This window comes from Agromyces sp. Y782 (genome assembly GCF_059445405.1).
In genome coordinates, this window is the sequence record NZ_JCAIUG010000001.1 from 2552626 (window position 1) to 2577707 (window position 25082).

Consider the following 25082-nt stretch of genomic DNA (forward strand, 5'->3'; position numbering starts at 1 on the left):
CCCATGAGAGACACCAACGTCGCCGACGAGGTCACCAGAGCCGCCGTCGAGCTCTTCGCCGCCCAGGGGTACGCCAACACGAGTGTGCAGCAGATCGTCGAGGCCGCGGGCGTCACCAAGGGCGCGATGTACCACTACTTCGAGTCGAAAGACGACCTGCTCTTCGCGATCTACGAGCGCCTGCTCACGCTGCAGAAGGCGCACCTCGACGAGATCATCGAGCGCGGCGGGCCCGTCGCCGAGGTGCTCAGGGCGGTGTGCGTCGACGTCATCGAGACGTCGATCGACTTCCTGCCCGAGGGCACGGTGTTCTTCCGCAGCATGCACATGCTCACGGCGCCGCGGCAGCAGGAGGTCACCAGGCGTCGCCGCGCCTACCACGACGAGTTCGCGGCGCTCATCGAGCGCGGGCAGGCCGAGGGGCTGTACCGCACCGACATCCCGCGGCCGGTGCTCATCGCGCATTTCTTCAGCGACGTGCACTACCTCTCGCACTGGTACTCGCCCGAGGGCGCAGAGGGCAAGACGGTCGTGGCCGAACAGCTCACCGAGCTCTTCCTGCGAAGCATCGAGGCGACGGATGTTGGGTTGACGGATGCCCCGGCCTGAGCGCATGCGCGCGTGGCGCGTGACCCGGCACGGCGAACCGGCCGAGGTGCTCGAACTGCACGACGTCGACGTGCCGTCGCCCGGCCCGGGGGAGGTGCTCGTGCGGGTGCGTGCGGTCGCCGTGAACTTCCCCGACGTGCTGCTCGCCCGCGGCGAGTACCAGGTGCGGCCCGAGTTACCGTTCATCCCGGGCATCGAGCTCAGCGGCGACGTCGTCGAGCTCGGGGCGGATGTCGTCGGCACGCGCGGCTTCGACGTCGGCGACCGCGTCGTGGGCTCGCAGATCGGAGTGCTCTCGGAGTACGCCGTGCTTCCGGCGCTCGCGGTACATCCGGCGCCCGACGCGCTCGACGACGTGCAGGCCGCCGCGCTCATCATCGCGTACCAGACCGCGTGGTTCGGGCTGCATCGCCGCGCGCAGCTGCAGGCCGGCGAATGGCTCCTCGTGCATGCCGCGGCAGGCGGGGTCGGCACGGCCGCCGTGCAGCTCGGCGTCGCAGCAGGTGCTCGCGTGATCGGGGTCGTCGGCAGTACGGCGAAGGCCGAGGTGGCCCGTGCTGCAGGCGCCGAGGTCGTGCTCGTTCGCGGTGACGACGACCTCGTGGCATCCGTTCGCGAAGTGACCGGCGGCGCCGGAATCGACGTCGTCTTCGACCCGGTCGGCGGTGAGGGCTTCGAGCTCTCGACGAAGTGCATCGCCTTCGAAGGGCGGCTCGTGGTCGTCGGGTTCGCGGGCGGCACGGTTCCCGCGGTGCGGGCGAACCACGCCCTCGTGAAGAACTACGGCGTGCTCGGACTGCACTGGGCGCTCTACCAGCAGCGCCGGCCCGACCTCGTCGACGAGGCGCATGCCGAACTCACCCGCCTCGCGGCGTCGGGTGCGATCTCACCCGTCGTCGCTTCGCCGGTGCCGTTCGAGCGGGCACCGGCCGCCGTGCAGGAGCTCGCCGGTGGGGCGACGACCGGGCGACTCGTCGTGCGCGTCGCCGACTGAGCACGAAACCTCGACGTGCGCCGCGAGCCGGCGCGGAAGGAGCACTCATGCGCGAGCTCGACGGACGAGTCGCGATCGTCACCGGCGGGGCCAGGGGCCTCGGTGATGCCTACGTGCGCGCGCTGCACGCCGCGGGTGCGCACGTCGTCATCGCCGACCTGCTCGTGGATGAGGGCGAGTCGCTCGCACGCGAACTCGGCGAGCGGGCGCGCTTCGAGCCGCTCGACGTGACCGACGAGCACGCATGGACCCGCGTCGTCGACGACACCATCGCTGCGTTCGGCGCGATCGACGTGCTCGTGAACAACGCCGGCATCGCGAACGCGGCCCCCATCGAGCACTTCACCCGCGCCAAGTGGGACGCCGTGATCGCCGTGAACCTCACGGGGACCTTTCTCGGCTGCAGGGCCGTCGTGCCGGCGATGAAAGCGGCCGGACGCGGGTCGATCATCAACATCTCCTCGGTCGAGGGCCTGCGAGGCAGCCCCGGCCTGCACGGCTACACGGCGTCGAAGTTCGCGGTGCGCGGGCTCACGAAGTCGCTCGCCGTCGAGCTCGGACCGTCGGGCATCCGGGTGAACTCGGTGCATCCGGGGCTCATCCTCACCGAGATGACCTCGCGCATCGACGCCGAGGCGCTCTCGATCCCGCTCGGCCGGCCGGCCCTGCCGACGGATGTCGCGGGCACGATCGTCTTCCTCGCGAGCGACGCCGCGGCGTACACGACCGGCGCCGAGTTCGTCGTCGACGGCGGCATGACCGTCGCCATCGCGCACCGCTGACGCCCGCGCTCCGCCGAGGTGCGGGTCGCGCGCTGTCGCGCCGAGGTGCGGGTCGCGCGCTGTCCCGCGGTGCCTGCTGCGCGCTGTCGCGCGCCGCTCGCTGCGGTCGGCGTCGAGCGAGCGGGCGTGCATGAAAGACGCTCGCGGCCACGGGCAACTGCAACATAGACATACCGTCTGGTCGGTTTCTGGGGTACAGTGTGTGCAATCCGACACGAAGAGGTGCCGCTGCCATGACCGACGAACCATCCGCTGCCCTCGACGGCACTGTGCGCGACGCGACCACCGCCCCAACGGTGCCGCCGCGACTCGAGATCACCGGCCTCACGGTCACGTTCGGCGGGCTCACCGCCCTCGACGACGTCTCGTTCGAGGTCGCCCCAGCCGAGACCGTCGCCCTCATCGGCCCGAACGGCGCAGGCAAGACGACCGTGTTCAATGCCGTGAGCGGGCTCGTGCGGCCGCGGGCCGGCGACATCCGACTCGATGGGCGGCCGGTGCCGGCCTCACCGACCCGGCTGACCGCCGCCGGCGTCTCGCGCACGCTGCAAGGCCTCGGCCTCTTCACCGGCATGACGGTGCTCGAGCACGTGCTGCTCCCGCTCATGCGCGACCGCCGCCTCGGTGCCGAGGCGCTCGCGCTTGCGAACGCCGAGCTCGAGGGCCTCGGGCTCACGGATGTCGCGCACCGTCCTGTCGACGCCCTGCCCTACCCCGAACGCAAGCGCGTCGCCCTCGCTCGCGCGCTCGTCGCGAAGCCGAACCTGCTCCTCCTCGACGAACCGGCGGGCGGTCTCGGCGCCGACGACATCGAACAACTCGCGGGCATCATCCGCCGGGTGGCGTCCGAGGGATGCGCCGTGCTCCTCGTCGAGCACCACGTCGACTTCGTGATGGGCCTCGCCGACCGCATCGTCGTGCTCGACTTCGGCCGCGTCATCGCGTCGGGCGCGCCGGCAGAGGTACAGGCCGACCCGCGGGTCGAGGCCGCATACCTCGGGGTGAAGGCGGCGTGATGGGCGGCATCCTCGAGATCGATCGCCTCGTCGTCGGCTACGGCGGCGCACCCGTGCTGCACGAACTGAGCTTCAGCGTCCCGTCGGGTGCCATCGTCGCCCTGCTCGGCGCGAACGGTGCAGGCAAGACGACCCTCATGCGCGCCATCGCGGGGCTCGTGACGCCGGCATCCGGGCGCATCGCGTTCGACGGCGACGACCTCGCGACCGTCGCCGTCGAGGATCGTGCTCGCAGTGGCCTCGCCCAGGTGCCCGAGGGGCGAAGCGTCGTCGCAGAGCTCACGGTGGACGAGAACCTCCGCCTCGGCGCCCTCTGGCGCTACCGCGGCGCCGAACGGCAGGCGGCGATCGAGGAGATCTACGAGCTCTTCGAACCGCTCGCCCGGCGCCGATCGAGCGCCGGCCACCAGCTCTCGGGCGGCGAACGGCAGATGCTCGCCCTCGGCCGCGCGCTCATCACCCGCCCGCGCGTGCTGCTGCTCGACGAACCCTCGCTCGGGCTCGCCCCGATCGTCGTCGCGCAGATCCTCGCCGTGCTCCGCGACACCGCCGAGCGCACCGGACTCACCGTGCTGCTCGCCGAGCAGAACGTCACGAGCGCCCTCTCGATCGCCGATCGCGGCATCGTGCTCGGACTCGGCGAGATCGTCGCCGATGCATCCGCCGACACGCTCGCCGCCGACACCGCCCTCCGCCACGCCTACCTGGGATTCTGATGGACCGCCTCCTCTTCCTCCTCGCCACCGGCCTCGCCCGCGGCGCGATCTTCGCCCTGTTCGCCCTCTCGCTTGTGCTCATCTGGCGGGCCGCCCGCATCGTCAACTTCGCGCAAGGCGCGATGGCGGTCGTCGCCACCTACGTCGCGTTCGCCGTGACCGGGCTCACGGGCTCGTACTGGCTCGGCCTCGGCAGCGCCCTCGTCGCCGGCGCGGCGATCGGCTTCGCGGTCGAGCGGGGTGTCATGCGCTTCGCGCCGCAGGGCTCGCCGCTCGCGGGCGTGATCATCGCGATCGGGCTCGTCATGGTGCTGCAGTCGGCCCTCGGCATCCTCTTCGGCCAGCAGTACCGCCCCATGGAGGTGCCGTTCGACGAGCGGCCGATCGTGATCGGCGGCGTGCCGGTGCTCTCGCCGTACGACCTCTTCGTGCTCGTCGTCGCGGTCGCAGTGATGGCCGTGCTCGCCGTGCTCTTCACCCGCACGTCGCTCGGTCTGCGCCTGCGCGCATCGGCCTTCGCACCCGAGGTGTCGCGGCTCCTCGGCGTTCGGGTCTCGCGCATGCTCACGATCGGATGGATGCTCTCCTCAGCGGTCGCGGCGCTCGCCGCCCTCCTCCTCGTGCCCACCGAACTCGGGCTGAACCCGCACGGGGCCGACATCCTCTTCGTCTACGCCTTCGCGGTCGCCGTCGTCGGCGGACTCGACTCGCCGCCGGGCGCACTCGTCGGTGGCCTCGTCGTCGGCATCGTCATGAGCCTCGTGACCGGATACCTCGGTGCGACCGTGGCCCCGATCGCCGTGCTCGTGCTGCTCGTCGCGGTACTGATCGTGCGACCCGGCGGCATCTTCTCGGCGAGGGAGGCGCGAACCGCATGAACCGCCGCCTGTTCCCCTCCCTCACTGGCACGCCTCGCCTCATCGTCGTCGCGGCGGTCATCACGATCGTCGCCATCGGCGGCACGTTCCTTCTCGACCCGTATCGCAACTACCAGCTGGCAGTCATCGCGGCGACGTTCTGCGCGACCGCAGGGCTCACGCTCCTGATCGGCCTCACGGGGCAACTCTCGCTCGGGCATGCCGCGCTCATGGCCGCGGGCGGCTACGGGTACGCCCTCACTGCGAACGCGCTCACCGAGGTCGGCATCGACGGAGCGGCCAGGTTCCTCATCTCGCTCGTGGGGGCGGTCGCGGCATCCGGAGTGCTGGGCCTGGCCCTCGGACTCGCCGCCGCGCGTCTCCGCGGCCCGTATCTCGCGGGCGTCACGCTCGCGCTCGTCATCGCGCTGCCCGCCGTGACGAGCGTGTTCGTGGGAGTCTTCCGCGGCGACCAGGGGCTGCAGATCGCCTACGACGGTGTGCCGCCCGCCTTGAAGGCGCTGATCGCGGTCGAGCAGTGGCAGGCATGGGTGGCGATCCTCGTCGCGTCGGTGACCGTCACCGCACTCGCAGCGCTGCGCCGTGGCCGGGCTGGCCTGCGCATGCGTTCCGTGCACGGCGACGAGACCGCTGCCCGGCTCAGCGGCGTGCGCGCAGGGCGGGTGAAGGTCTTCGCGTTCCTCGTGAGCGCCGTCTCCGCAGGTCTCGGCGGGGCACTGCTCTGCTTCGTGACGCAGACGGTGAGCCCGGGCGGGTACACGCTCGCGTTCTCCCTCCTGCTCGTCGTGGCCGTCGTGGTCGGCGGACTCGGAAGCATCGGCGGTGCCGCCATCGGCTCGGTCGTCATCGTGCTGCTGCCCTGGCTCATCGGCACCGTGACCACCGCCCTCGACCTGCCGACCGACCTCGCGCAGCGCCTCTCGGGCAATCTCGCCGTGCTGGTGTTCGGCGCGCTCCTCATCGTCGTCACGGCGGTCTGGCCGGGCGGCATCGCGGGGGCGTTCCGTCGACGGATGCCGCGAGCCCGCGATCGCCCGGAGGTCACCGCGGCCGCCTTGCACTCGATCCGCATCCCGCATCCTGCACCCCGCCCCATCCCCACCGAAACAGAGAGGTGACCCCATGTCACAGCACCCCGCACCAGTCAGGCGCTTGGCCGCGATCGTCGCGGCATCCGCCCTTGTCGTCACCGTGACCGCCTGCAGCACGCCGGGCACGACGGCCGAGACCCCGGGTGTCACCGACGACACCGTCACGGTCGGCACGCACCAGCCGCTCACGGGCCCGGCCGCGGCCGGCTACTCGTCGATCTCGGCGGCGACGAGCGCCTACTTCGACTACGTCAACGAGAACGGCGGCATCAACGGCCGCTCGATCGAGTACCTCGTCAAGGACGACGGCTACAACCCCGCGACGACGCAGACCGTCGTGCGCGAACTCGTGCAGGAGGACGAGGTCTTCGCGATCGTGAACGGCCTCGGCACACCGACGCACACTGCCGTGCTCGACTACCTGAATCAGAACGAGGTGCCCGACCTCTTCGTCGCATCGGGCTCGACGAGCTGGAACCAGCCCGAGAAGTACCCGATGACGTTCGGCTTCAACGCCGACTACCTCGTCGAGGGTGCGGCGCTCGCGCAGTATGCGAGCGACGAGTTCCCGGGCAAGAAGCTCTGCGTGCTCGGCCAGGACGACGACTTCGGCGCCGAGTTCACCGAGGGGGCCGAGACTGTCGTCGGCGCAGACGGGCTCGCCGCGGTCGAGCAGTACTCGGTGTCGAACCAGGACGTCACGGCGCAGATCGGGGCGATGCAGGCGGCCGGATGCGAGATCAACCTGCTCGCCACCGTCAACGGCTTCACGGCGCTCGCCGTGGGCACCGCGGCGAAGCTCGGCTGGTTCCCGCAGTGGTTCTCGTCGTCCTCGGGCGGCGACTACCCGACGCTCGTCGGATTCCTCGGCGAAGACCTCGCGCCCAAGCTCCTGCAGGGCTTCGTGAGCACCAACTACCTGCCGTTCGGGCCTGACGACGAGTGGGCGCAGCTGTTCCGCGAGATCAACGAGGAGTACAACGCGGGCGCTCCGTTCGACGGCAACACCGTCTACGGCATGAGCGTCGGATACCTCTTCGCCGAAGCACTCGCGAGGGCGGGCGAGGATCCGACGCGCGAGAGCCTCGTCGCTGCGGTCTCCTCGGGCGACCTCGTCGGCAACGGCATCCTGCCTCTCTCGTTCGGCGGTGACGACCACGCGGCCTACCGCGGTGTGGGCATCACGAGTGTCGATCAGGGCGTGCAGGACTTCGTCGGGGTGACCTACTCCGTCGACGGCGACACCGTCGAAGCGGTCGAGGCCGACCCTGTACCGCTCTCGAATGACGGCACCCCGACGTCGGAGTAACGGTTCGGTGCACGGTGGGAGGGGCTGTTCCCGAGACGGCCCCTCCTCGTGAGCACCGTCGGGCACGTCGGGCTCGTCACGCTCGTCACGCTCGTGCGCGCACGAGCGGCATGAGCTCGGTGGCGATGAGCTCCTGTTCGGCGACCGTGGCCGCCGCGAGCATGAGCGTCGTGAACCCGGCCTCGACGACGGACGCGAGTCGCTCGGCGATGACCGGTACGCCCCGGCCGTGGTCGATCCTGACGTCGATGTTGCACGCGAATTCGATCTCGTCGGGGTCGCGGCCGGCGCGGCGGGCGGCCGCACGCACCCGTTCGCCGCGGAGGACCGCGTCGTCGAGGCTGATCCGGCCGAGAGAGGAGAGCCGATCGAGCGTCTCGGCGGTCTTGGCGATCACGGCGGGGTGCCGGTAGGGCAGGCCGAGCACGTTCGTCGCCAGGGTGATGCGCGAGGTCTTCGCGGCGATCCAGCTCAGTGCGGTGAGCGGCTCGAGCGTGGAGTGGGCACCGTGGAGGTGGTCACTGAGGCTGAAGAAGTCGTAGCCGAGCTCGTCGGCGCTCTGCGCGAGGTCGAGCGTCTGAGTGGCAGAGAGCCCGCCCACGGCCCCGCCTGCTCCGAACCTGATGCGGCGTTCCACGGTGTCAGGCGTCGCGATCGGGGCCGGATGTCGCGTCGTCGTGCGCGACAACGCGGGCGAGCAGTCGAGTCAATGTCGCGAGCTCTTGGGGCGTCAGCACGCCGAGGCTCTTGCGCCCGGTGGTGCGGGCGAACTCGATGAGTTCGATCGCGACCGGCTGCCCGGCGGCGGTGAGCGCGACCGTCTGGCGACGACGATCGTCGACGTCACGGGATCGGTTCACGTACCCCTCTCGTTCGAGCAGGTCGAGATAGCTCGTGCTCTCGGTCGCGCTCGTCGCGCTGCTGCTCGCCATCAGCCAGGCGCAGAGCTGGGGCGCCGTGGCCACGGCGGCCCTTGTGGTCGTGTCGATCGCGGCCTTCACCGCTTTCACCATGTTCGAACGACGGATCGCGGCGCCGCTCGTCGACCTCGCACTCCTGCGCCGTCGCCCGCTCATGGCCGCCAACATCACGGCGCTCATCATCGGGTTCGGCATGTACGGGGCGTTCACCCTCGTGCCCCGGCTCGTGCAGACGCCGCCGAGCGCCGGCTACGGTTTCGGCGCGACCGCTGCCGAATCCGGCCTCTTCCTGCTGCCGATGGCGGTGACGATGCTCTTCGCGGGCCCGATCGCGGGCCGGCTCGGCGCGCGCGTCGGGTTCACGACGGTGCTCGTCATCGCGTGTGCGATCGGTGCGGTCGGTTTCGGGCTGCTCATCGTCGGCGTCACGGTGGGATGGGTCATCGCCGTCGCTGCAGGGATCATCGGCATCGGCATCGGGTTCGCCTTCTCGTCGCTCGCCAACGTCGTCGTCGCAGCCGTCGAGCGCCAGGAGACCGGCGAGGCCACCGGCGTCAATACCATCCTCAGAACCATCGGCGGGGCGCTCGGCACGCAGGTCTCGACCGCGATCGTGGCCTCAGCCGCGCTCGCGGCGACCGCAGCGCCCGACGCGTCGGGCTACCGCGTGGCCTTCGTCATCTCTGCGGTCGCGCTCGTGCTCGCCGGCGTCGTCGCGCTCGCCTCGGCGCCAGGGCGCACGCAGACACGCCCGCAGTCGGTTTCGCAGGTCTGAGTGCCGACGGCTCGACCCCGGCGGCGCGTCAGCGCACCGCCGGGGCGAACTGCTCGACGAGCACGCGCTTGAGCACCTTGCCGCTGCCGCCGATGGGGAGCGAATCGACGATGTGCACCACGCGCGGATACTTGTAGGCGGCGATCCGCTCCTTCGTGAAGGCGACGAGTTCGTCGGCGTCGACCTCCTGGCCATCGAGGGCGACGACCGCGACGTGCACCTCTTGGCCATGCACGTCGTCGGGCAGCCCGAACACCGCGGCCATCGCGACCGCCGGATGCCGCACGATGACCGCCTCGACCTCGGTGGGGTACACGTTGTAGCCGTTGCGTACGATCATGTCCTTCTTGCGGTCGACGATCGTGATGATGCCCTCGTCGATCGTGCCGAGGTCACCCGTGCGGAACCAGCCGTCGACGACGGCGTCGGCCGAGGCATCCGCTCGCCCGAGGTAGCCCTTGAAGACGTTGTGGCCGCGCACGACGATCTCGCCGAGCGCACTCGGCGCGGCGAACTCGATGCGGTCCTCGACCTCGGCCTCGGCGATCGCGACGTCGACGCCCCACATGGGGCGCCCGACGGTGCCCGGCCGGATCGGCTCGTGCACGGTGTTGAACGACACGGTCGGGGCCGTCTCGGTGAGGCCGTAGCCTTCGTGCACCTCAGCACCGTACGCCCGCTGGAACGCCTCGAGCACCGCGACCGGCAGCGCAGCGCCACCCGAGACCGCGTAGCGCAGCGGGGGCCGGCCGTCGCTGCGGCCGGCGGCCTCGATCATGCCGACGAACATCGTCGGCACGGCCGTGAACACCGTCGCCCCGTGCGCGACCAGCAGCTCGAGCGCCTGGTCGGGATCGAACTTCGGCAGCAGGATGACGGATGCCCCGCGCCGGAACGCGATGTTCATCACCGCCGTCTGCCCGAAGGTGTGGAAGAGCGGCAGCCCGCCGAAGACGATGTCGTCGGGTCGCATGTCGAACGCGTCGATGAGGTTGCAGTGCACCTGTTCGACGATCGCGAGGTGGGAGCCGACGGCGCCCTTCGGCGTGCCGGTCGTGCCGCTCGTGTAGAGGATGGTCGCGGCATCCGTCGGTCGTACCGGCAGGTGGCGTTCGATCGCTGCGGCCGCCGCGGCCTCGGCCTCGAGGCGGGGCAACGCGGGCCCGCCCGCCTCGACGGGCGGAGCGAGCACGGTGAGCAGCGGGATGCCGGCTGCGCCGGCAGCGGGCACGGCCTCGGCGAGCAGGGGCGCCGCTGCGACGAGCAGGTCGGCGCCGCTGTCGCGGAGCACGAACTCGATCTCTTCGGCTTTGAAGAGCAGGTGGATCGGCACGACGACCGCGCCGAGTGAGAGGGCGGCGTAGTAGACGCGTGCGAAGTCGGGCACGTTCGGCACGAGCATCGCCACGCGATCACCGCGACGGATGCCTCGGTCGCGAAGTGCGCCCGCGTAGGCGCGCGTCTCATCCCAGAGTCGGCGGTAACTGATCGTGTCGCCCATGAAGTGCGCGGCCGGACGCTCGGGTGTGCGCGCTGCCGACTCGGCGAGGATGCTCGCAACCGAGAGGGTGCCGAAGCCGTCGCCGTCGATCGCGTCGTCGGGGGTGTGGGACATGTCGGGATCTCCTTTGATCAACGTGGGTGGTGCGATGGTGCGATGGTGCGGTGGTGCGGGTGGTGCGATGGAGCGGGTGGGATGGCTTGAGGTTGATGGGTTGCGGCGGGTCAGCGCCGGAACTCGGCCTTGCCGAGGGCCGCGAGGTGCACCTCGTCGGGGCCGTCGGCGAGCCGCAGCGCGCGAGCGCCGGCGAACATCTCGGCGAGCGGCTGGTCGCCTGACAGGCCGGCCGCGCCGAAGAGCTGGATGGCGTGGTCGAGGATGCCCTGCACCGCGCGCGGCACGGCGATCTTGATCGCCTGGATCTCGGTCATGGCCTCGCGGTTGCCGGCCGTGTCCATGAGCCATGCGGTCTTGAGCACGAGCAGGCGCAGGGCCTCGAGCTGGATGCGCGACTCCGCGACCCACTCGCGCACGACGCCCTGTTCGGCGAGCGGCCGGCCGAAGGCGACGCGGGCCTGCGCGCGCTCGCGCACGAGCGACAGCGCGCGTTCGGCCATGCCGAGGGCGCGCATGCAGTGGTGGATGCGACCGGGCCCGAGCCGCGCCTGCGCGATCGCGAATCCGTCGCCCTCGCCCGCGATGAGGTTCGCCGCGGGCACCCGCACCTCGTGGAAGGCGATCTCGGCGTGGCCGCCGTGGTCGCGATCGTCGTAGCCGAACACGCTGAGGGGGCGCACGATCTCCACGCCCGGTGTGCCGCGGGGCACCAGGATCATCGACTGCTGGCGGTGGCGCGGGGCATCCGGATCGGTCTTGCCCATCACGATGAACACGGCGCAGTCGGGGTTCATCGCACCCGTCGACCACCACTTGCGACCCGAGACGATGTAGTGGTCGCCGTCGCGGCGGATGCGGGTCGCGATGTTCGTGGCGTCCGATGAGGCGACGTCGGGCTCGGTCATGCAGAACGCCGAGCGGATGCCGGCGTCGAGGAGGGGTGCCAGCCACTCTTCCTGCTGCTCGGGGGTGCCGAAGTCGGCGAGCACCTCCATGTTGCCGGTGTCGGGTGCGGCGCAGTTGAGCGCGACGGGGGCGAGGCGCGGGCTCCAGCCCGTGAGTTCGGCGAGCGGGGCGTACTGCAGGTTCGAGAGGCCGGCACCGCGCTCGCCCGGGAGGAAGAGGTTCCAGAGTCCCCGCTCACGCGCCGCGGCCCGCAGCTCGTCGACGACCGGCCGGAAGCCCCACTCGCCGGGCGTCGCTGCGAGTTGCTCCTCGAGCACGGGCTCGGCGGGCAGCACCTGTTCGCTCAGGAAGGCCCGCACGCGCATGGTGAGTTCGGCGGTGCGCTGGTCGAGTGCGAAGTCCATGTCAGCTCCTACTCGCTGCGGTATGCGAGAGCCCCTCGGCGGCGAGCGGTTCGACGAGCTCGCCGATGCGATCGAACCCCTCGCCGACGGTCTCGCCGGATCGGTAGCGGTAGTGGATTCCCTCGAGGATGACCGCGAGCTTGTAGGCGGCGAACGCGCGGTACCACGAGAGACCGGGCACGGCGATGCCGGCCCGCGCGGCGTACGTGTCGACGAGTTCGTCGAAGTCGGGGTACCCGGCGGCGAGATCGACGGCGCTCGGCGCGACGCCGCTCCCGCCCGGCAGCTCGGCGATACTCCAGTACAGCCCGAGCATGCCGAGGTCGACGAGCGGGTCGCCGATCGTGGCCATCTCCCAGTCGAGGATCGCAGTGATGCGGGGGGTGTTGCCCGGAGCGTCGCCCGGAGCGTCGCCCGAGTCTGAGCCGTCGCCGTCGCCGTCGCCGTCGCCGTCGCCGTCGCCCGAGCTTGCGACGAGCGCGTTGTCGAGCCGGTAGTCGCCGTGCACGAGCGAGGAGCGCGCGGCCCGGGGCATCCGCTCGCCGAGCCCTGCCTGCAGCTCGTCGAGGCGGGGCACCTCACGCGATCGCGAGGCGTCGAGTTGGCGTCGCCAGGTCTTCAGCTGGCGTTCGAGGTAGCCGTCGGCGCGGCCGAAGGCCTCGAGCCCGACTGCGGCCGGGTCGATCGCATGCAATTCGGCGAGAATGCCCGCGAGCTCGCGACCGAGGGCGTCGAGGCCGGCCGGCGTGAAGTCGGCGTTCTGGGTGGGGTCGGCGAGCACGCGACCCTCGACGAGCTCCATCACGAAGAAGGGCGTGCCGGTGACGTGGGTCGCGTCGGTGTCGTCGACGAGGTCGACGGTCGGCGGCACCGGCACGGCGGTGTGCCGCAGCGCGGAGATGACCCGGTGCTCGCGCGCCATGTCGTGCGCGCTCGAGAGCACGTGGCCGAGCGGCGGGCGCCGCAGCACGAGGGGGCGGCGAGCGCCGTCGATGCGGTAGGTGAGGTTGCTGCGCCCGCCGGTGATGAGACTCGCGCGCAGTGGTGCGTCGGCCAGCTCCGGATGCGCGTCGGCGAGCCACCTCGTCAGGCCCGCGACATCCAGCCCGGGGGAGTCGGTCATCCTCGACCACCTTTCCGCACGCCCTGCTGTGCGACACGGCGGGTTTCGGTACCCGCGCTGTGCAAGCATACCGCGTGGTCGGTATGTGTGGGCATGGAGCGGGTCATTCTGATGGTCCGGGCTCGTCAGCGCAGGAGCTGCGCCTCGACCGCACCGCGGATGCCGGCGGGGATCGGCGTCGAGGTGCGGGTCGCCGCATCCACGAAGACGTGCACGAATCGACCGGTTGCGATCGGCTCGGCCTCGCCGGGTCGCAGGATGCCGAGCGCCCACGTGATGCTCGAAGTTCCGAGCCGTTCGACGCCGATGCCGACCTCGAGCGGCTCGGGGAACGACGCCGACGCGCGGAACTCGCACGACGACGCCGCGCAGAGCGCGATCGATTCGCTCTGCGGGTCGAGCCCGCCGTTCGCGATCATCCAGACGTTGATCGCGGTGTCCATCGCTTCGTAGTAGACCGTGTTGTTGAGGTGGCCGTACTGGTCGTTGTCGTTCCAGCGCGTGCCGAACGGCTGGCGGGCGCGGTACTCCATGGGGGCTCCTTCGGTCGGGCGCGGGAGTTCGGTCGGGCGGGGGAGTCGGTCGGGCGGGGGAGTCGGTCGGGCGCCGGAGTTCGGTCGGGCGCGCTGTTCAGTCGGCGCGCAGCAGCACGCGGAACGCGGTGCGGGCGCGCGCGGTGCTCGGGGTGTCGCCCGCGATGAGGTCGGAGTAGGTGAACGATTCGGAGACTCGCACGAGCAGGAACGCGAGAGAGGCGGGATCGATCGCGCCGCCGAGCGGGTTGTCGCCGAGGTCGCGGCGCACGATCCACTCGGCCGTGGCAACGTAGCGGCGCTGGATCTCGCTCTCCTTCGTCGTGAGCAGGCGCAGTGCCCGCGCCGGCTCGCGGCGGAGGAACTGCCGGAAGTAGTCGGCCTTGATGAGGTCGTCGACGAAATGCGTGAGCACGGTCGCCACTCGCTCTTCGGCGACGAGCCCCTCGGCGGCGTGCTCGGCCAGTACGAGCGTCGGCACAGCGAGCGACCAGAGCACCTCGGAGAGCAGCGCGTCGCGATTGCCGACCCAGCGGAAGAGCGAGGTGCGATCGACGCCGAGAGTGGTGGCGAGGCCGCCCATGTCAATTCGGCGGCCGTCGATGAAGGCCTCGCGAGCCAGCTCGAAGGCGCGCACAGCGTCGGCATGGCTGCCATCGGCGAGACGTTCCGAGAGCCAAGACGGCGCTGACGCGAGACCGACGGTCGCGATCGAGGTTTCGGCAGGGGCGGCAGTCGTCGGCATGCCGGAACTCTACCTCGCGCCAAGAGGCTCGCATGCAACATTCTGAAAAATGATGCATACTCGAAGCGATCACCGAAGATCGGAGAAGCCATGACGCTCACCACGCCGCAGCCCGACGCGCTGCAGCTCGCCCAGCCCGCCCCCGCCGAATTGCTCGCCGCGGACTTCTACGCCTTCCAGGCGAAGCTCACACCCAAAGAGCAGGAGTCCGTCGCCCGCATCCGCACCTTCCTCGACGCGGAGGTGCGACCGCACGCCGACCGCCTGTGGGAGGAGGCGCGCAGTCCCCGCCACCTCATCCCCGGCTTCGCCGAGCTCGGTCTCTTCGGCGCGGGCTGGCCCGAGACCCGCCACTTCGAGAACAGCACGGTCTACCGTGCGTGGGTGGCCCTCGAGATCTCCCGGGTCGATCCGTCGACGGCGACCTTCATCGGCGTGCACAGCGGCCTCGCGATGAACGCGATCGGCGTCGGCGGCTCCGATGAGCAGCGGGCCGAATGGATGCAGCGTATGGGTCGCGGCGAGGTCATCGGCGCGTTCGGCCTCACCGAACCCGACCACGGCTCCGACACGGCGAAGGGCCTCGAGACGACCGCGACCCACCAGGGCGACGAATGGGTGCTGAACGGCGCCAAGCGCTGGATCGGCAACGCCACTTTCGCCGACATCGTCATCATCTGGGCCCGCGACACGGCCGATGACCAGGTCAAGGGCTTCATCGTGCGCCAGCCGGCGCCGGGATTCACGGCGACGAAGATCGAACGCAAGCAGTCGCTGCGCGGGGTCGAGAACGCCGACATCGTGCTCGAGAACGTGATCGTGCCCGAGCGCGATCGGCTGGCGAACATCAACTCGTTCCGCGACGTCGCCATCGTGCTGCGCCTCACCCGTGCCGAGGTGGCGTGGCAGGCGATCGGCGTCGCCGTCGGCGCCTACGAGGCTGCCCTCGCCTACGCGAAGGAGCGCCGGCAGTTCGGCAAGCCGATCGCCTCGTTCCAGCTCGTGCAGGAGAAGCTCGCGAACTCGCTGTCGAACATCACCGCGAGCATCGCACTCTGCATGCGCGTCTCGGAGATGCAAGACGACGGCGAGCAGAGAGACCACCACTCCGCGATGGCCAAGGCCTTCGCCACCGCGCGAATGCGCGAGACGGTCGGCTGGTGCCGCGAGATCATGGGCGGCAACGGCATTCAGCTCGACCACGGCGTCGCCCGCTACTTCGCCGACGCCGAGGCGGTCTACACGTTCGAGGGCACGTTCGACATGAACACGCTCATCGTCGGCCGGGCCATCACCGGCATCGCGGCGTTCGTGTGAGCCGGGGCATCCGATGACCGAGGCCTACATCGTCGCCACCGCCCGCTCGCCGATCGGCCGCGCCCGCAAGGGTTCCCTCGCCGGTATCCGACCCGATGACCTCGCCGCCGACATGGTGCGTGCGGTGCTCGGCAAGCTGCCCGCCATCGACCCCGGTCGCATCGACGACCTCATGCTCGGCTGCGGCATGCCGGGCGGCGAGCAGGGCATGAACATGGCCCGTATCGTCGCCGTGCTGCTCGGGCTCGACGACGTGCCCGGCACGACCGTGAACCGTTATTGCGCGTCGAGCCTGCAGACGACGCGCATGGCCTTCCACGCCATCAAGGCGGGCGAGGGCGACGTCTTCGTCTCGGCGGGCGTCGAGTCGGTCAGCCATGCCATGCGCGGCTCGAGCGACTACATCCCGGGCGTCGAACTCGAGAACCCGCGCTTCGCCGACGCGATCGCCCGTACGGCCGCACGTGCCGCGACGGCGCCGGGCGGCAGCGCGAGTTGGCACGACCCCCGCGTCGACGGCGCGTTGCCCGACGCGTACATCGCGATGGGACAGACGGCCGAGAACGTCGCCGAGCTCACCGGCGTGACGCGCGAGGAGCAGGATGCGTTCGCGGCGCGCAGCCAGCAGCGCGCCGAGGCCGCGATCGCGAGCGGCTTCTGGTCGCGCGACATCACGCCGGTGACCCTCGCCGACGGCACCGTCGTGGCCGCCGACGATGGTCCGCGTGCCGGCGTGACCGAAGCGAGCCTCGCCACCCTCGACCCGGTGTTCCGGCCCGAGGGCACCGTCACCGCCGGCAACTGCTGCCCGCTGAACGACGGAGCCGCGGCCCTCGTCGTGGTCTCCGACCGCGTCGTCGACGAACTCGGCCTGACCCCGCTTGCACGCATCGTCTCGACGGGCGTGAGCGGACTCTCGCCCGAGATCATGGGCCTCGGCCCCGTCGAGGCGAGCCGCCGGGCGCTCGCCCTCGCCGGGCTCACGGTCGACGACCTCGACCTCGTGGAGCTCAACGAGGCCTTCGCCGCGCAGGTCATCCCCTCGGCGCGGCAGCTCGGCATCGACCCCGAACGCCTCAGCGTGCACGGCGGCGCGATCGCGATCGGCCACCCGTTCGGCATGACCGGTGCGCGCATCACCTCGACGCTCATCAACGGCCTCGCCGAGACCGGCGGGCGCTACGGCCTCGAGACGATGTGCGTCGGCGGCGGCCAGGGCATGGCGATGGTCATCGAGCGCATCTGACCGGCATGAACAGCGGATGCCGCGGCGCGACGTGCGCCCGCGGCATCCGCCGTGTGCGGGCATCCGATGCCTCGTCCACCGTCGTGGAAACAGGACGACACGCCGTGACGGCGCCCGAAACAGGAAGACACGCCGGGGGCGCGGCGTGCCTTCGTGTTCTCGTGCGCGTGTTCCTACTCGGGAACGAGCAACGTCACCCACTCGGCCACGAGCGCGGGGCGCTCGCTGCCCTCGATCTCGACGGTGAGCTCCTGCGTGACCCGGATGCCGCTGCCCGTGCGCTCGGCGCCCGCGATCGTGCCGACCGCGCGCACCCGCAAGCCCGCCGCGACCGGCTGCAGGAAGCGCACGCGCTCGAAGCCGTAGTTCACGCCCATTGCGACCCCGCCGATGTCGAGCAGCGGCGTCGCGAGCGCGGTGAGGAGTGACAGCGTCAGGAAGCCGTGCGCGATCGGGGCTCCGAACGGACCGGTGGTCGCGCGCTCGACGTCGACGTGGATCCACTGGTGGTCGTCGGTCGCGCGGGCGAACTCGTCGATGCGGGCCTGGTCGACGGTGAACCAGTCGCCGGGGCCGATCGCAGTGCCCACCGCGTCGAGCAGTGCCTCGGGGGAGGCGAACGCCGCGGTCATGCCTTCGGCCCGCCCGCGACGTAGAGCACTTGGCCCGAGACGAATCCCGCGGCATCCGAGCAGAAGAACGCGACGGCCTCGGCGACGTCCTCGGGCTGGCCGACCCGGCCGACCGGAATCTCCTTCGCGGCTCCCTCGAGCAGTTGCTCGTTCGTGATGCCCATGCGCTCGGCCGTCTGACGGAGCATGTCGGTGGCGATGAACCCGGGCGCGACCGCGTTGGCCGTCACCCCATAGCGGCCGAGCTCGATCGCCAGGGTCTTCGTGAAGCCCTGTATGCCGGCCTTGGCCGCGGAGTAGTTGGCCTGCCCGCGGTTGCCGAGCGCCGAGGTGCTCGAGAGATTCACGATGCGGCCCCACTTCGCCTCGACCTGGTGGGCCTGCACGGCCCGGGTCATGAGGAACGCGCCGCGCAAGTGCACCGAGATCACGGCGTCCCAGTCGTCGTCGGTCATCTTGAAGAGCAGGTTGTCGCGCAGGATGCCGGCATTGTTCACGAGGATCGTGGGCGCGCCGAGCTCGGCGGCGATGCGTGCGACGGCCGCTTCGACCGCTGCGGAGTCGGCGACGTTCGCGCCGACCGCGAGCGCGCGGCCCCCGTCGGCCTCGATCGCGGCGACCGTCTCGGCGCACGCGGCCTCGTCGAGGTCGAGCACCGCGACCGCGTGGCCTTCGGCGGCGAGGCGGCGGGCGGTGGCGGCGCCGATGCCGCGGGCGGCTCCGGTCACGATGGCGGTGCGAGTCATTCGGTGTCCTTTCGTGGGGTGGTGCGGGTGCGGGTTGGCGTGTGCTGGTCGTTTCCGAGTGCGGCGCGGTGCGGTGCGGTGCGGTGTCGTGTGGTGGACTGCGGCCTGCTCAGTCGAACGTGATCAGCTGGCGGAGTTCTCCGCCGCCGGCGAGCGCGTCCATGGCGGCGTCGAGCTCGTCGAGCCGGATGTGCGAGGAGACGAGTCGCTCGAGCGGCAGCCGCCCGCTGCGCCAGAGTTCGACGTAGAGCGGAATGTCGCGGCTCGGCACGGCAGAGCCGAGGTAGCTGCCGATGATCGTGCGGGCCTGCGCCGTGAGCAGCAACGGAGAGACGCTCGCCCTCGCGTCGGGTGCGGGCAGTCCGACCGTCACGGTCGTGCCGCCCGGCTCGGTGAGGGCCAGCGCCGTTTCGAACGCGCGCGGCGACCCCGCGGCTTCGATGACGAGCGGGGCGCGGGCATCGGCGGCCTCCGCGGCATCCGCAGGGCTGAAGGCAGCGGATGCCCCGAGCTCGCGTGCCACCTCGAGCTTCGCGGGCAGGGTGTCGACGCCGACGACCTCGTGCCCGAGAGCGACGGCGACGAGCAGCGCGGCCATGCCGACGCCACCGAGGCCCACGACCGTGAGGCGTGAGCCGGGATGCGGCCGCCCGGCGTTGATCACGGCGCCGCCGCCCGTGAGCACCGCGCACCCGAGCAGGGCGGCGATCTCGGCAGGCACGTCGTCATCGACCGGCACGAGCGAGGTGCGGCTCACGACGGCGTGGGTGGCGAAGGCGCTCACGCCGAGGTGGTGACGCACGGGCTCGGTGCCGGTGCCGGTGCCGGTGCCGTTGCCGTCGCGGTGCAATCGGATGCCGCCGCCGACGAGGGTTCCGGCGTTGTTCGCCGCGCTGCCGATGCGGCAGGGCAAGCGCCCGTCGGTGCGGCACTCGGGGCAGTCGCCGCACCGGGGGAGGAACGTGAGCACGACCCTGGTGTCGACCGCGAGATCGTCGACGCCTGCGCCGAGGGCCTCCACACGTCCCGCGGCCTCGTGACCGAGGAGCATCGGGGTCGGGCGCACCCGGTTGCCGTCGACGACGCTGAGGTCGGAGTGGCAGACGCCCGCGGCCTCGATGCGCACGAGCACCTCGCCCACGCCGGGCGGGTCGAGCTCGAGGGGCCCGACGGTGAACGGGTGCGACGCCGCGAACGGCGCCGCGGCCCCCGACTCTTCGAGCACTGCTCCGGTGATGTGCATCAGACCTCCTCGTCCTGCCCACGTTGGCGCGTGACAAGCATACCGACTGCGCGGTATGCTGCCGAATCGCATCCATTCTTCACTCGATCGACTTTGGAGTCTCAATGACGAGCACCATGCCGACCACGATCCCGACCGACGGATTCGTCGATGACCGCTTCGCGGGACTTCGCGCCGAATTCGAGCGACAGCTGGCCTCCGGCGAGGAACTCGGGGGCTCGCTCGCGGTCATCCTCGACGGCGAACCCGTCGTCGACCTCTGGGGCGGCTGGGCCGACCCCGATCGCACCACGCCGTGGCAGCGCGACACCATCACGAACGTCTGGTCGATCTCGAAGACGGTGACGGCCCTCGCCGTGCTCGTCCTCGTCGATCGGGGGCTCATCGACGTCGACGAGCCGGTTGCGCGGTATTGGCCCGAGTTCGCGGCGGCCGGCAAGCAGGGCGTGCTCGTGCGACATGTGCTCATGCACACATCCGGTGTTCCGGCCTGGGCGGAGCCCGTTGCCGCGCCAGACATTCTCGATGTGGAACGCTCCGCCGCCCGCCTCGCGGAACAGGCCCCGTGGTGGCCGCCCGGAACCGTGTCGGGATACCACCTGCTGGACTACGGGCACCTCCTCGGCGAGCTCGTGCGACGGGTGACCGGCCGCTCTCTCGGCGAGTTCGTGGCAGAAGAGCTCGCCGGTCCGCTCGGCGCCGACTTCTGGTTGGGGCTCCCCGAGAGTGAAGACCATCGGGTCAGCAACGTCGTGCCGCCGTCGGTCCGTTCCGACCTCTCCGCCATCCCGCCGGAGTCGGTCGCCTACCGCACGCTCACCGGGCCGGCGCTCGGCGCGGAGCTCACCTGGACCCGCGCGTGGCGGGCCGCCGGCCTCGGCGGTGCCGGCGGCCATGGCAACGCGCGCTCCGTCGCGCAGCTCAGCCAGATCGTGTCGGGCGGGGGCGTGTCAGGCGGAGCCCGATTCCTGTCGCCGACGACGATCGAGCGCATCTTCAGCGAGCACACCGACAACGTCGACCTCGTGCTCGGGCTGCCACTGCGTTTCGGTCTCGGGTATGCGGTCTCGAACCCGGCGAGCACCCCGCACATCCCCGAAGGACGTGTCGGATTCTGGGGCGGGTGGGGCGGCTCCATCGTCATCGCCGATGCCGACCGGAATCTGACCTTCGCCTACGTCATGAACAAGATGTCGCCTGGCATCATCGGGTCCCCTCGCTCCGACGCCTACACGGCCGCCGTCTACCGCGCCCTCGAATGACGAACGAGCGGATGCCCCGAATCCGGGACATCCGCTCGTTCACCTGGTCGAACTGTGGGGCAGCGCGCCTACAGTTCGAGCTCGGCCTCTGCCGCTTCCTCGATGACCTCCTCGAGCGGGCGAGGTGGCGGCTGCGTCGTGTCGCCGGCCTGCAACTCGCCGAGCTCGGCGTCGAGATCGGTCGCCGCCTGCTCGAACTGCGAGTTGTAGAGGCGGTAGTACGCACCCTTCGCCGCGATGAGCTCTTCGTGCGTGCCCTTCTCGACGATGTCACCGTGCTCCATCACGAGGATGAGGTCGGCGTCGCGGATCGTCGAGAGACGGTGCGCGATCACGAACGAGGTGCGGCCTTCGCGAAGGGCCGCCATCGCGTGCTGCACGAGCAGTTCGGTGCGGGTGTCCACCGACGAGGTGGCCTCGTCGAGGATCAGCACCGACGGCCGCGCCACGAACGCGCGAGCGATCGTGATGAGCTGCTTCTCGCCGGCGGAGACGTTCGACGCATCCTCGTCGAGCACGGTGTCGTAGCCGTCGGGCAGCGAGTGCACGAAGCGGTCGACGTAGGTCGCACGGGCGGCATCGAGGATCTCCTCGTCGGTCGCCGACTGGCGTCCGTATCGGATGTTCTCGAAAATGGTGCCCGCGAACAGCCACGGGTCCTGCAGCACCATGCCGGTGCGGGCGCGCACATCGTGTCGAGTCAGCTCGGCGATGTCTTGACCGTCGAGCAGGATGCGCCCGCCGTCGAGTTCGTAGAACCGCATGATGAGGTTGACGAGCGTCGTCTTGCCGGCGCCGGTCGGGCCGACGATCGCGACCGTCTGCCCGGGCTCGACCCGGAACGACAGGTCGCGGATGAGCGGCCGCTCGGGCGTGTAGGCGAACGACACGTTCTCGAACTCGATGGTGCCGTCGCCGTCGACCGGGGCCGGCGCATCGGCCGCGTCGGGCTCCTGCTCTTCAGCGTCGAGCAGTTCGAAGACGCGCTCGGCCGAGGCGGTACCCGACTGCACGACCGCCGCCATGCCGCCGAGCTGCGAGAGCGGCTGAGTGAACTGCTGCGAGTACTGGATGAACGCCTGCACGTCACCAAGACGCAGCTGCCCGCTTGCGACCATGAGGCCGCCGAGCACGGCGATGCCGACGTAGGTGAGGTTTCCGATGAACATCATGCCGGGCATGATGATGCCCGAGAGGAACTGCGCCTTGAACGCGGCGTCGTAGAGCTCCTCGTTCTCGGCTCGGAACTTCTCACTCGCGTCGCGTTCGCGGCCGAACACCTTGACGAGCGCGTGCCCCGAGAACGACTCCTCGACGCGAGCGTTCAGGCGGCCGACCTTCTTCCACTGCACCCCGAACGCGGCCTGCGACTTCGGCCCGATGACGCCGAAGATGACGGCCATGAGGGGCAGCGAGATGAGGGTCACGAGAGCGAGCTGCCACGAGATCGAGAACATCATGACGAGCACGCCGATCACGGTGAGCACGCTCGTGAGCGCGCTCGAGAGCGACTGCTGCATCGTCTGCGTGATGTTGTCGATGTCGTTCGTGACCCGCGAGATGAGCTCACCGCGCTGCGTCTTGTCGAAGTAGCTGAGCGGCAGCCGGTGCACCTTGGCCTCGACGTCTTCGCGCAGACGCCACATCGCGCGCACCATGATGACGTTGATGACGTACCCCTGCACCCACGAGAGCACGGCGGCGACGAGGTACAGCGCGAGCACGAGGATCACGATCTGGCTGAGCGCGACGAAGTCGATGCCTTCGCCCGGCGTCAAGGTCGCCGCGCTGACGATGTTGGCGAGATCCGTCTGGCCCGAGGACCGAAGCTGCTCGACGACCTGCTCCTGGCTGACGCCCGCCGGCAACTGCAGCGAGATGAAGCCATCGAAGATGATGTTCGTCGCCTCGCCGAGCAGCTTCGGTGCGATGACCGTGAGCACGACGCCGAGCGCGCCGAGCAGCGAGACGAAGGCGAACGACCACTTCCACGGGGCCAGCAGCCCCAGCAGGCGGCGGAAGCTCGCGCCGAAGTTCGCGGCCTTGCCGGGCGCAAGGCTGTCCCAGTCGCCCGAGTTCAGGCGTGCCTGCTCGGCGAGCTCGAACTCGATGCGCTCCTCTTCGGTCATCTCTTTCGGCTCGGCGGTGCGAGCGGCGCCGCGGGCGCCGCCCTTGCCGGCCCCACGGCCCGCCCCGCGTCCACGGCGGGGCTGCTGGTCATTGGTGTCGGTGCTCATGCCTGTGCCTCCACTCCGAGCTGCGATTCGACGATTTGACGGTAGGTCTCGCACGTTTCGAGGAGTTCGTCGTGCGTGCCGATGCCGACCATGCCACCGTCGTCGAGCACGATGATGCGGTCGGCGTCGGTGATCGTCGACACGCGCTGCGCGACGACGATCTTCGTCACCTCTGGCAGCTCCCGCCAGAGCGCTTGCCGCAATCTCGCATCGGTCGTGAGGTCGAGTGCCGAGAACGAGTCGTCGAAGACGAGGATGTCGGGGATGTGCACGATCGCCCGCGCGATCGCGAGCCGCTGGCGCTGCCCGCCCGAGACGTTCGTGCCGCCCTGCGCGATGCGGGCGTTCAGGCCGCCCTCCATCTCGGCGACGAAGTCGCGACCCTGCGCGATCTCGAGGGCCTTCCAGAGCTCTTCGTCGGTGGCCTCTTCACGACCGAATCGCAAGTTGGATGCGACGGTGCCGGCGAACAGGAAGGGACGCTGCGGCACGAGGCCGATCGTCGTCCACAGCCGGTCGAGGTCGGCCTCGCGCACGTCGACGCCGTTGACGAGCACCGAGCCTCCGGTCGCGTCGAAGAGCCGCGGGATGAGCGAGACGAGCGTCGTCTTGCCCGCACCGGTCGAGCCGACGATCGCCACGGTCTCACCCCGATCGGCGCGGAACGAAATGCCTTCGAGCACGGGGTGCTGAGCGCCCGGGTAGGCGAACTCGACATCGCGGTACTCCACCGAGCCCGTCTCGGGGAACTGCGTCACCGGCACGGCGGGCCGAGTGAGGGTCGATTCGCTCGCAAGCACCTCGCCGATGCGCTCGCCCGACACCGCGGCGCGCGGAATCATGATCGTCGTGAAGGCGGCCATGAGCACGCCGCCGAGGATGATGCCGACGTACTGCATGAACGCGAAGAGCGTGCCGATCTGCACGTTTCCGGCATCGACCTCGATCGCGCCGAACCAGATCACGCCGATGACGGTGATGTTGAGCACGAGCATGAAGAACGGGAACAACGTGATGAAGAGCGTGCCCACACGACGGCCGACGATCATGATCTCGGTGTTCGCTCCGCGGAAGCGCTCTTCTTCGATGTTCTCGCGCACGAACGCCCGCACGACGCGGATGCCGGTGAGCTGCTCGCGCAGCACCCGGTTCACGGCATCGAGCTTGGTCTGGAAGCTGCGGAACAGCGGCACCATGCGGCTGATCACGAAGACGGCGACGGCGACGATCACGAGCACCGCGCTCCAGATCAGCCAGCTGAGGCCGAGGTCTTGACGCAGTGCCATGATGATGCCGCCGATCGCGAGCAGCGGCGCGCTCACGAGCATCGTCGCGCCGGTCATGGCGAGCATCTGCACCTGCTGCACATCGTTCGTGTTGCGGGTGATGAGGGAGCCGGGGCCGAACTGCGACACTTCGCGCTCGGAGAACGCACTGACCTTGTCGAACACGTCGTTGCGGATGTCGCGACCGAGGCGCATCGCAGCCTTCGCCGCGAAGTAGGTGGCGACGATCGCCGCGATGATCTGTGCGAGCGAGATCGCGAGCATGAACGTGCCGGTCGACCAGATGTACGCGGTATCGCCCGTCGAGACACCCTTGTCGATGATGTCGGCGTTCAGGCTCGGCAGGTAGAGGCTCGCCAAGGCGGAGATGAACTGGAACACCAGCACACCGAGGAGGAGCCATTTGTAGGGTTTGAGGTAGCGGACGAGGATTTTTCCGAGCATTGCGTCTCCATCGCGAGGAGTCAGTGAACCGAGCGGACACCGCCTGCCGCGGCGCGTTCGTGCGCGCACAGCACCAGCCAGGGCACCCATGCCCCTCGCTCGATCTGCAGGATCGCACCCCCGTACGACATTGCAGCGTTTTAGCCTCACATGGCGCGTGACGAGACGCAAGCGCCATCGGCGATCTGTCGCCCGCGTTCACCGAGGGCGAAATCCGTGGCGACCAGCGCTTCGACCAGCGCTTCGAACG

The 25082-nt window shown here is 70.2% G+C and carries 24 protein-coding genes; 12 read left to right on the plus strand and 12 right to left on the minus strand.

What is annotated here, in order from left to right:
* Positions 1 to 3 precede the first annotated feature (3 nt).
* The 8 genes from AC1C2S_RS11570 to AC1C2S_RS11605 all read left to right on the plus strand — a co-directional run bounded on the left by AC1C2S_RS11570 (position 4) and on the right by AC1C2S_RS11605 (position 7395).
* A complete protein-coding gene (locus tag AC1C2S_RS11570) occupies positions 4 to 609 on the plus strand; it encodes a TetR/AcrR family transcriptional regulator (RefSeq protein ID WP_495352672.1) in 606 nt (201 codons plus the stop codon).
* Positions 596 to 1603, plus strand: a complete 1008-nt coding sequence (locus AC1C2S_RS11575; RefSeq protein WP_495352673.1) for an NADPH:quinone oxidoreductase family protein — start codon at positions 596 to 598, stop codon at positions 1601 to 1603. The genes AC1C2S_RS11570 and AC1C2S_RS11575 overlap by 14 nt, the downstream gene beginning before the upstream one ends.
* 47 nt (positions 1604 to 1650) lie before the next feature.
* Positions 1651 to 2385 carry a glucose 1-dehydrogenase gene (locus AC1C2S_RS11580; protein WP_495352674.1) on the plus strand — a complete coding sequence of 245 codons (735 nt, stop codon included), beginning with the start codon at positions 1651 to 1653 and terminating at the stop codon, positions 2383 to 2385.
* 233 nt (positions 2386 to 2618) lie between these two features.
* Complete coding sequence (locus tag AC1C2S_RS11585) at positions 2619 to 3401, plus strand: ABC transporter ATP-binding protein (protein WP_495352675.1); 783 nt, start codon at positions 2619 to 2621, stop codon at positions 3399 to 3401.
* Complete coding sequence (locus AC1C2S_RS11590; RefSeq protein ID WP_495352676.1) at positions 3401 to 4117, plus strand: ABC transporter ATP-binding protein; 717 nt, start codon at positions 3401 to 3403, stop codon at positions 4115 to 4117. The genes AC1C2S_RS11585 and AC1C2S_RS11590 overlap by 1 nt, the downstream gene beginning before the upstream one ends.
* Positions 4117 to 4995: a branched-chain amino acid ABC transporter permease gene (locus tag AC1C2S_RS11595; RefSeq protein WP_495352677.1), complete on the plus strand. Its 879-nt coding sequence runs from the start codon at positions 4117 to 4119 to the stop codon at positions 4993 to 4995. Before AC1C2S_RS11590 ends, AC1C2S_RS11595 begins: the two co-directional genes overlap by 1 nt.
* A complete protein-coding gene (locus tag AC1C2S_RS11600) occupies positions 4992 to 6113 on the plus strand; it encodes a branched-chain amino acid ABC transporter permease (protein WP_495352678.1) in 1122 nt (373 codons plus the stop codon). Before AC1C2S_RS11595 ends, AC1C2S_RS11600 begins: the two co-directional genes overlap by 4 nt.
* Positions 6114 to 6117: 4 nt before the next feature.
* Positions 6118 to 7395, plus strand: coding sequence for an ABC transporter substrate-binding protein (locus AC1C2S_RS11605; protein WP_495352679.1), 1278 nt, complete (start codon positions 6118 to 6120; stop codon positions 7393 to 7395).
* A gap of 85 nt (positions 7396 to 7480) precedes the next feature.
* On the opposite strand, the gene AC1C2S_RS11610 is transcribed toward AC1C2S_RS11605, so the two are convergent.
* A complete protein-coding gene (locus tag AC1C2S_RS11610) occupies positions 7481 to 8032 on the minus strand; it encodes an LLM class flavin-dependent oxidoreductase (protein ID WP_495352680.1) in 552 nt (183 codons plus the stop codon).
* 4 nt (positions 8033 to 8036) lie between these two features.
* On the minus strand, positions 8037 to 8255 hold the full coding sequence (locus AC1C2S_RS11615; RefSeq protein WP_495352681.1) for a hypothetical protein: 219 nt from the start codon (positions 8253 to 8255) through the stop codon (positions 8037 to 8039).
* A gap of 34 nt (positions 8256 to 8289) precedes the next feature.
* On the opposite strand from AC1C2S_RS11615, the gene AC1C2S_RS11620 reads away from it, so the two are divergent.
* Positions 8290 to 9090 carry an MFS transporter gene (locus AC1C2S_RS11620; protein WP_495352682.1) on the plus strand — a complete coding sequence of 267 codons (801 nt, stop codon included), beginning with the start codon at positions 8290 to 8292 and terminating at the stop codon, positions 9088 to 9090.
* A 28-nt stretch (positions 9091 to 9118) separates the two neighbouring features.
* Here AC1C2S_RS11620 and AC1C2S_RS11625 read toward each other — a convergent pair whose 3' ends face one another.
* The 5 genes from AC1C2S_RS11625 to AC1C2S_RS11645 all read right to left on the minus strand — a co-directional run bounded on the left by AC1C2S_RS11625 (position 9119) and on the right by AC1C2S_RS11645 (position 14419).
* Positions 9119 to 10705, minus strand: coding sequence for an AMP-binding protein (locus AC1C2S_RS11625; protein WP_495352683.1), 1587 nt, complete (start codon positions 10703 to 10705; stop codon positions 9119 to 9121).
* A 110-nt stretch (positions 10706 to 10815) separates the two neighbouring features.
* Positions 10816 to 12018, minus strand: a complete 1203-nt coding sequence (locus AC1C2S_RS11630) for an acyl-CoA dehydrogenase family protein (protein ID WP_495352684.1) — start codon at positions 12016 to 12018, stop codon at positions 10816 to 10818.
* A 1-nt stretch (position 12019) separates the two neighbouring features.
* Positions 12020 to 13141, minus strand: coding sequence for a phosphotransferase family protein (locus AC1C2S_RS11635; RefSeq protein ID WP_495352685.1), 1122 nt, complete (start codon positions 13139 to 13141; stop codon positions 12020 to 12022).
* Positions 13142 to 13266: 125 nt separating this feature from the next.
* Complete coding sequence (locus AC1C2S_RS11640; RefSeq protein ID WP_495352686.1) at positions 13267 to 13674, minus strand: acyl-CoA thioesterase; 408 nt, start codon at positions 13672 to 13674, stop codon at positions 13267 to 13269.
* A gap of 97 nt (positions 13675 to 13771) precedes the next feature.
* The gene (locus tag AC1C2S_RS11645; protein ID WP_495352687.1) at positions 13772 to 14419 is read right to left on the minus strand and encodes a QsdR family transcriptional regulator; all 648 of its coding nucleotides are present in this window, start codon (positions 14417 to 14419) and stop codon (positions 13772 to 13774) included.
* A gap of 90 nt (positions 14420 to 14509) precedes the next feature.
* Between AC1C2S_RS11645 and AC1C2S_RS11650 the strand changes: the two genes are divergently transcribed.
* On the plus strand, positions 14510 to 15736 hold the full coding sequence (locus AC1C2S_RS11650; RefSeq protein ID WP_495352688.1) for an acyl-CoA dehydrogenase family protein: 1227 nt from the start codon (positions 14510 to 14512) through the stop codon (positions 15734 to 15736).
* A gap of 13 nt (positions 15737 to 15749) precedes the next feature.
* Positions 15750 to 16982 carry an acetyl-CoA C-acetyltransferase gene (locus AC1C2S_RS11655; RefSeq protein ID WP_495352689.1) on the plus strand — a complete coding sequence of 411 codons (1233 nt, stop codon included), beginning with the start codon at positions 15750 to 15752 and terminating at the stop codon, positions 16980 to 16982.
* A gap of 173 nt (positions 16983 to 17155) precedes the next feature.
* On the opposite strand, the gene AC1C2S_RS11660 is transcribed toward AC1C2S_RS11655, so the two are convergent.
* From AC1C2S_RS11660 to AC1C2S_RS11670, 3 genes are all read right to left on the minus strand, one after another.
* A complete protein-coding gene (locus AC1C2S_RS11660) occupies positions 17156 to 17614 on the minus strand; it encodes a MaoC family dehydratase (protein WP_495352690.1) in 459 nt (152 codons plus the stop codon).
* Positions 17611 to 18360, minus strand: a complete 750-nt coding sequence (gene fabG, locus AC1C2S_RS11665; RefSeq protein ID WP_495352691.1) for a 3-oxoacyl-ACP reductase FabG — start codon at positions 18358 to 18360, stop codon at positions 17611 to 17613. The genes AC1C2S_RS11660 and fabG overlap by 4 nt, the downstream gene beginning before the upstream one ends.
* A 109-nt stretch (positions 18361 to 18469) precedes the next feature.
* On the minus strand, positions 18470 to 19603 hold the full coding sequence (locus AC1C2S_RS11670; protein ID WP_495352692.1) for a zinc-binding dehydrogenase: 1134 nt from the start codon (positions 19601 to 19603) through the stop codon (positions 18470 to 18472).
* 104 nt (positions 19604 to 19707) lie between these two features.
* Between AC1C2S_RS11670 and AC1C2S_RS11675 the strand changes: the two genes are divergently transcribed.
* A complete protein-coding gene (locus AC1C2S_RS11675) occupies positions 19708 to 20865 on the plus strand; it encodes a serine hydrolase domain-containing protein (RefSeq protein ID WP_495352693.1) in 1158 nt (385 codons plus the stop codon).
* Between the two features lie 68 nt (positions 20866 to 20933).
* Here AC1C2S_RS11675 and AC1C2S_RS11680 read toward each other — a convergent pair whose 3' ends face one another.
* Positions 20934 to 22994 carry an ABC transporter ATP-binding protein gene (locus AC1C2S_RS11680; RefSeq protein WP_495353243.1) on the minus strand — a complete coding sequence of 687 codons (2061 nt, stop codon included), beginning with the start codon at positions 22992 to 22994 and terminating at the stop codon, positions 20934 to 20936.
* A 104-nt stretch (positions 22995 to 23098) separates the two neighbouring features.
* Positions 23099 to 24832 (minus strand): ABC transporter ATP-binding protein, encoded by a 1734-nt coding sequence (locus tag AC1C2S_RS11685; protein WP_495352694.1) that lies wholly within the window; start codon positions 24830 to 24832, stop codon positions 23099 to 23101.
* Between the last annotated feature and the right edge of the window lie 250 nt (positions 24833 to 25082).

Coding starts and splice junctions, on each gene's coding strand:
- AC1C2S_RS11570 (WP_495352672.1), top strand. CDS start 4: ATGAGAGACACCAACGTCGCCGACGAGGTCACCAGAGCCGCCGTCGAG.
- AC1C2S_RS11575 (WP_495352673.1), top strand. CDS start 596: ATGCCCCGGCCTGAGCGCATGCGCGCGTGGCGCGTGACCCGGCACGGC.
- AC1C2S_RS11580 (WP_495352674.1), top strand. CDS start 1,651: ATGCGCGAGCTCGACGGACGAGTCGCGATCGTCACCGGCGGGGCCAGG.
- AC1C2S_RS11585 (WP_495352675.1), top strand. CDS start 2,619: ATGACCGACGAACCATCCGCTGCCCTCGACGGCACTGTGCGCGACGCG.
- AC1C2S_RS11590 (WP_495352676.1), top strand. CDS start 3,401: ATGGGCGGCATCCTCGAGATCGATCGCCTCGTCGTCGGCTACGGCGGC.
- AC1C2S_RS11595 (WP_495352677.1), top strand. CDS start 4,117: ATGGACCGCCTCCTCTTCCTCCTCGCCACCGGCCTCGCCCGCGGCGCG.
- AC1C2S_RS11600 (WP_495352678.1), top strand. CDS start 4,992: ATGAACCGCCGCCTGTTCCCCTCCCTCACTGGCACGCCTCGCCTCATC.
- AC1C2S_RS11605 (WP_495352679.1), top strand. CDS start 6,118: ATGTCACAGCACCCCGCACCAGTCAGGCGCTTGGCCGCGATCGTCGCG.
- AC1C2S_RS11625 (WP_495352683.1), bottom strand. CDS start 10,705: ATGTCCCACACCCCCGACGACGCGATCGACGGCGACGGCTTCGGCACC.
- AC1C2S_RS11630 (WP_495352684.1), bottom strand. CDS start 12,018: ATGGACTTCGCACTCGACCAGCGCACCGCCGAACTCACCATGCGCGTG.
- AC1C2S_RS11635 (WP_495352685.1), bottom strand. CDS start 13,141: ATGACCGACTCCCCCGGGCTGGATGTCGCGGGCCTGACGAGGTGGCTC.
- AC1C2S_RS11640 (WP_495352686.1), bottom strand. CDS start 13,674: ATGGAGTACCGCGCCCGCCAGCCGTTCGGCACGCGCTGGAACGACAAC.
- AC1C2S_RS11645 (WP_495352687.1), bottom strand. CDS start 14,419: ATGCCGACGACTGCCGCCCCTGCCGAAACCTCGATCGCGACCGTCGGT.
- AC1C2S_RS11650 (WP_495352688.1), top strand. CDS start 14,510: ATGACGCTCACCACGCCGCAGCCCGACGCGCTGCAGCTCGCCCAGCCC.
- AC1C2S_RS11655 (WP_495352689.1), top strand. CDS start 15,750: ATGACCGAGGCCTACATCGTCGCCACCGCCCGCTCGCCGATCGGCCGC.
- AC1C2S_RS11660 (WP_495352690.1), bottom strand. CDS start 17,614: ATGACCGCGGCGTTCGCCTCCCCCGAGGCACTGCTCGACGCGGTGGGC.
- fabG (WP_495352691.1), bottom strand. CDS start 18,360: ATGACTCGCACCGCCATCGTGACCGGAGCCGCCCGCGGCATCGGCGCC.
- AC1C2S_RS11670 (WP_495352692.1), bottom strand. CDS start 19,603: ATGCACATCACCGGAGCAGTGCTCGAAGAGTCGGGGGCCGCGGCGCCG.
- AC1C2S_RS11675 (WP_495352693.1), top strand. CDS start 19,708: ATGACGAGCACCATGCCGACCACGATCCCGACCGACGGATTCGTCGAT.
- AC1C2S_RS11680 (WP_495353243.1), bottom strand. CDS start 22,994: ATGACCGAAGAGGAGCGCATCGAGTTCGAGCTCGCCGAGCAGGCACGC.
- AC1C2S_RS11685 (WP_495352694.1), bottom strand. CDS start 24,832: ATGCTCGGAAAAATCCTCGTCCGCTACCTCAAACCCTACAAATGGCTC.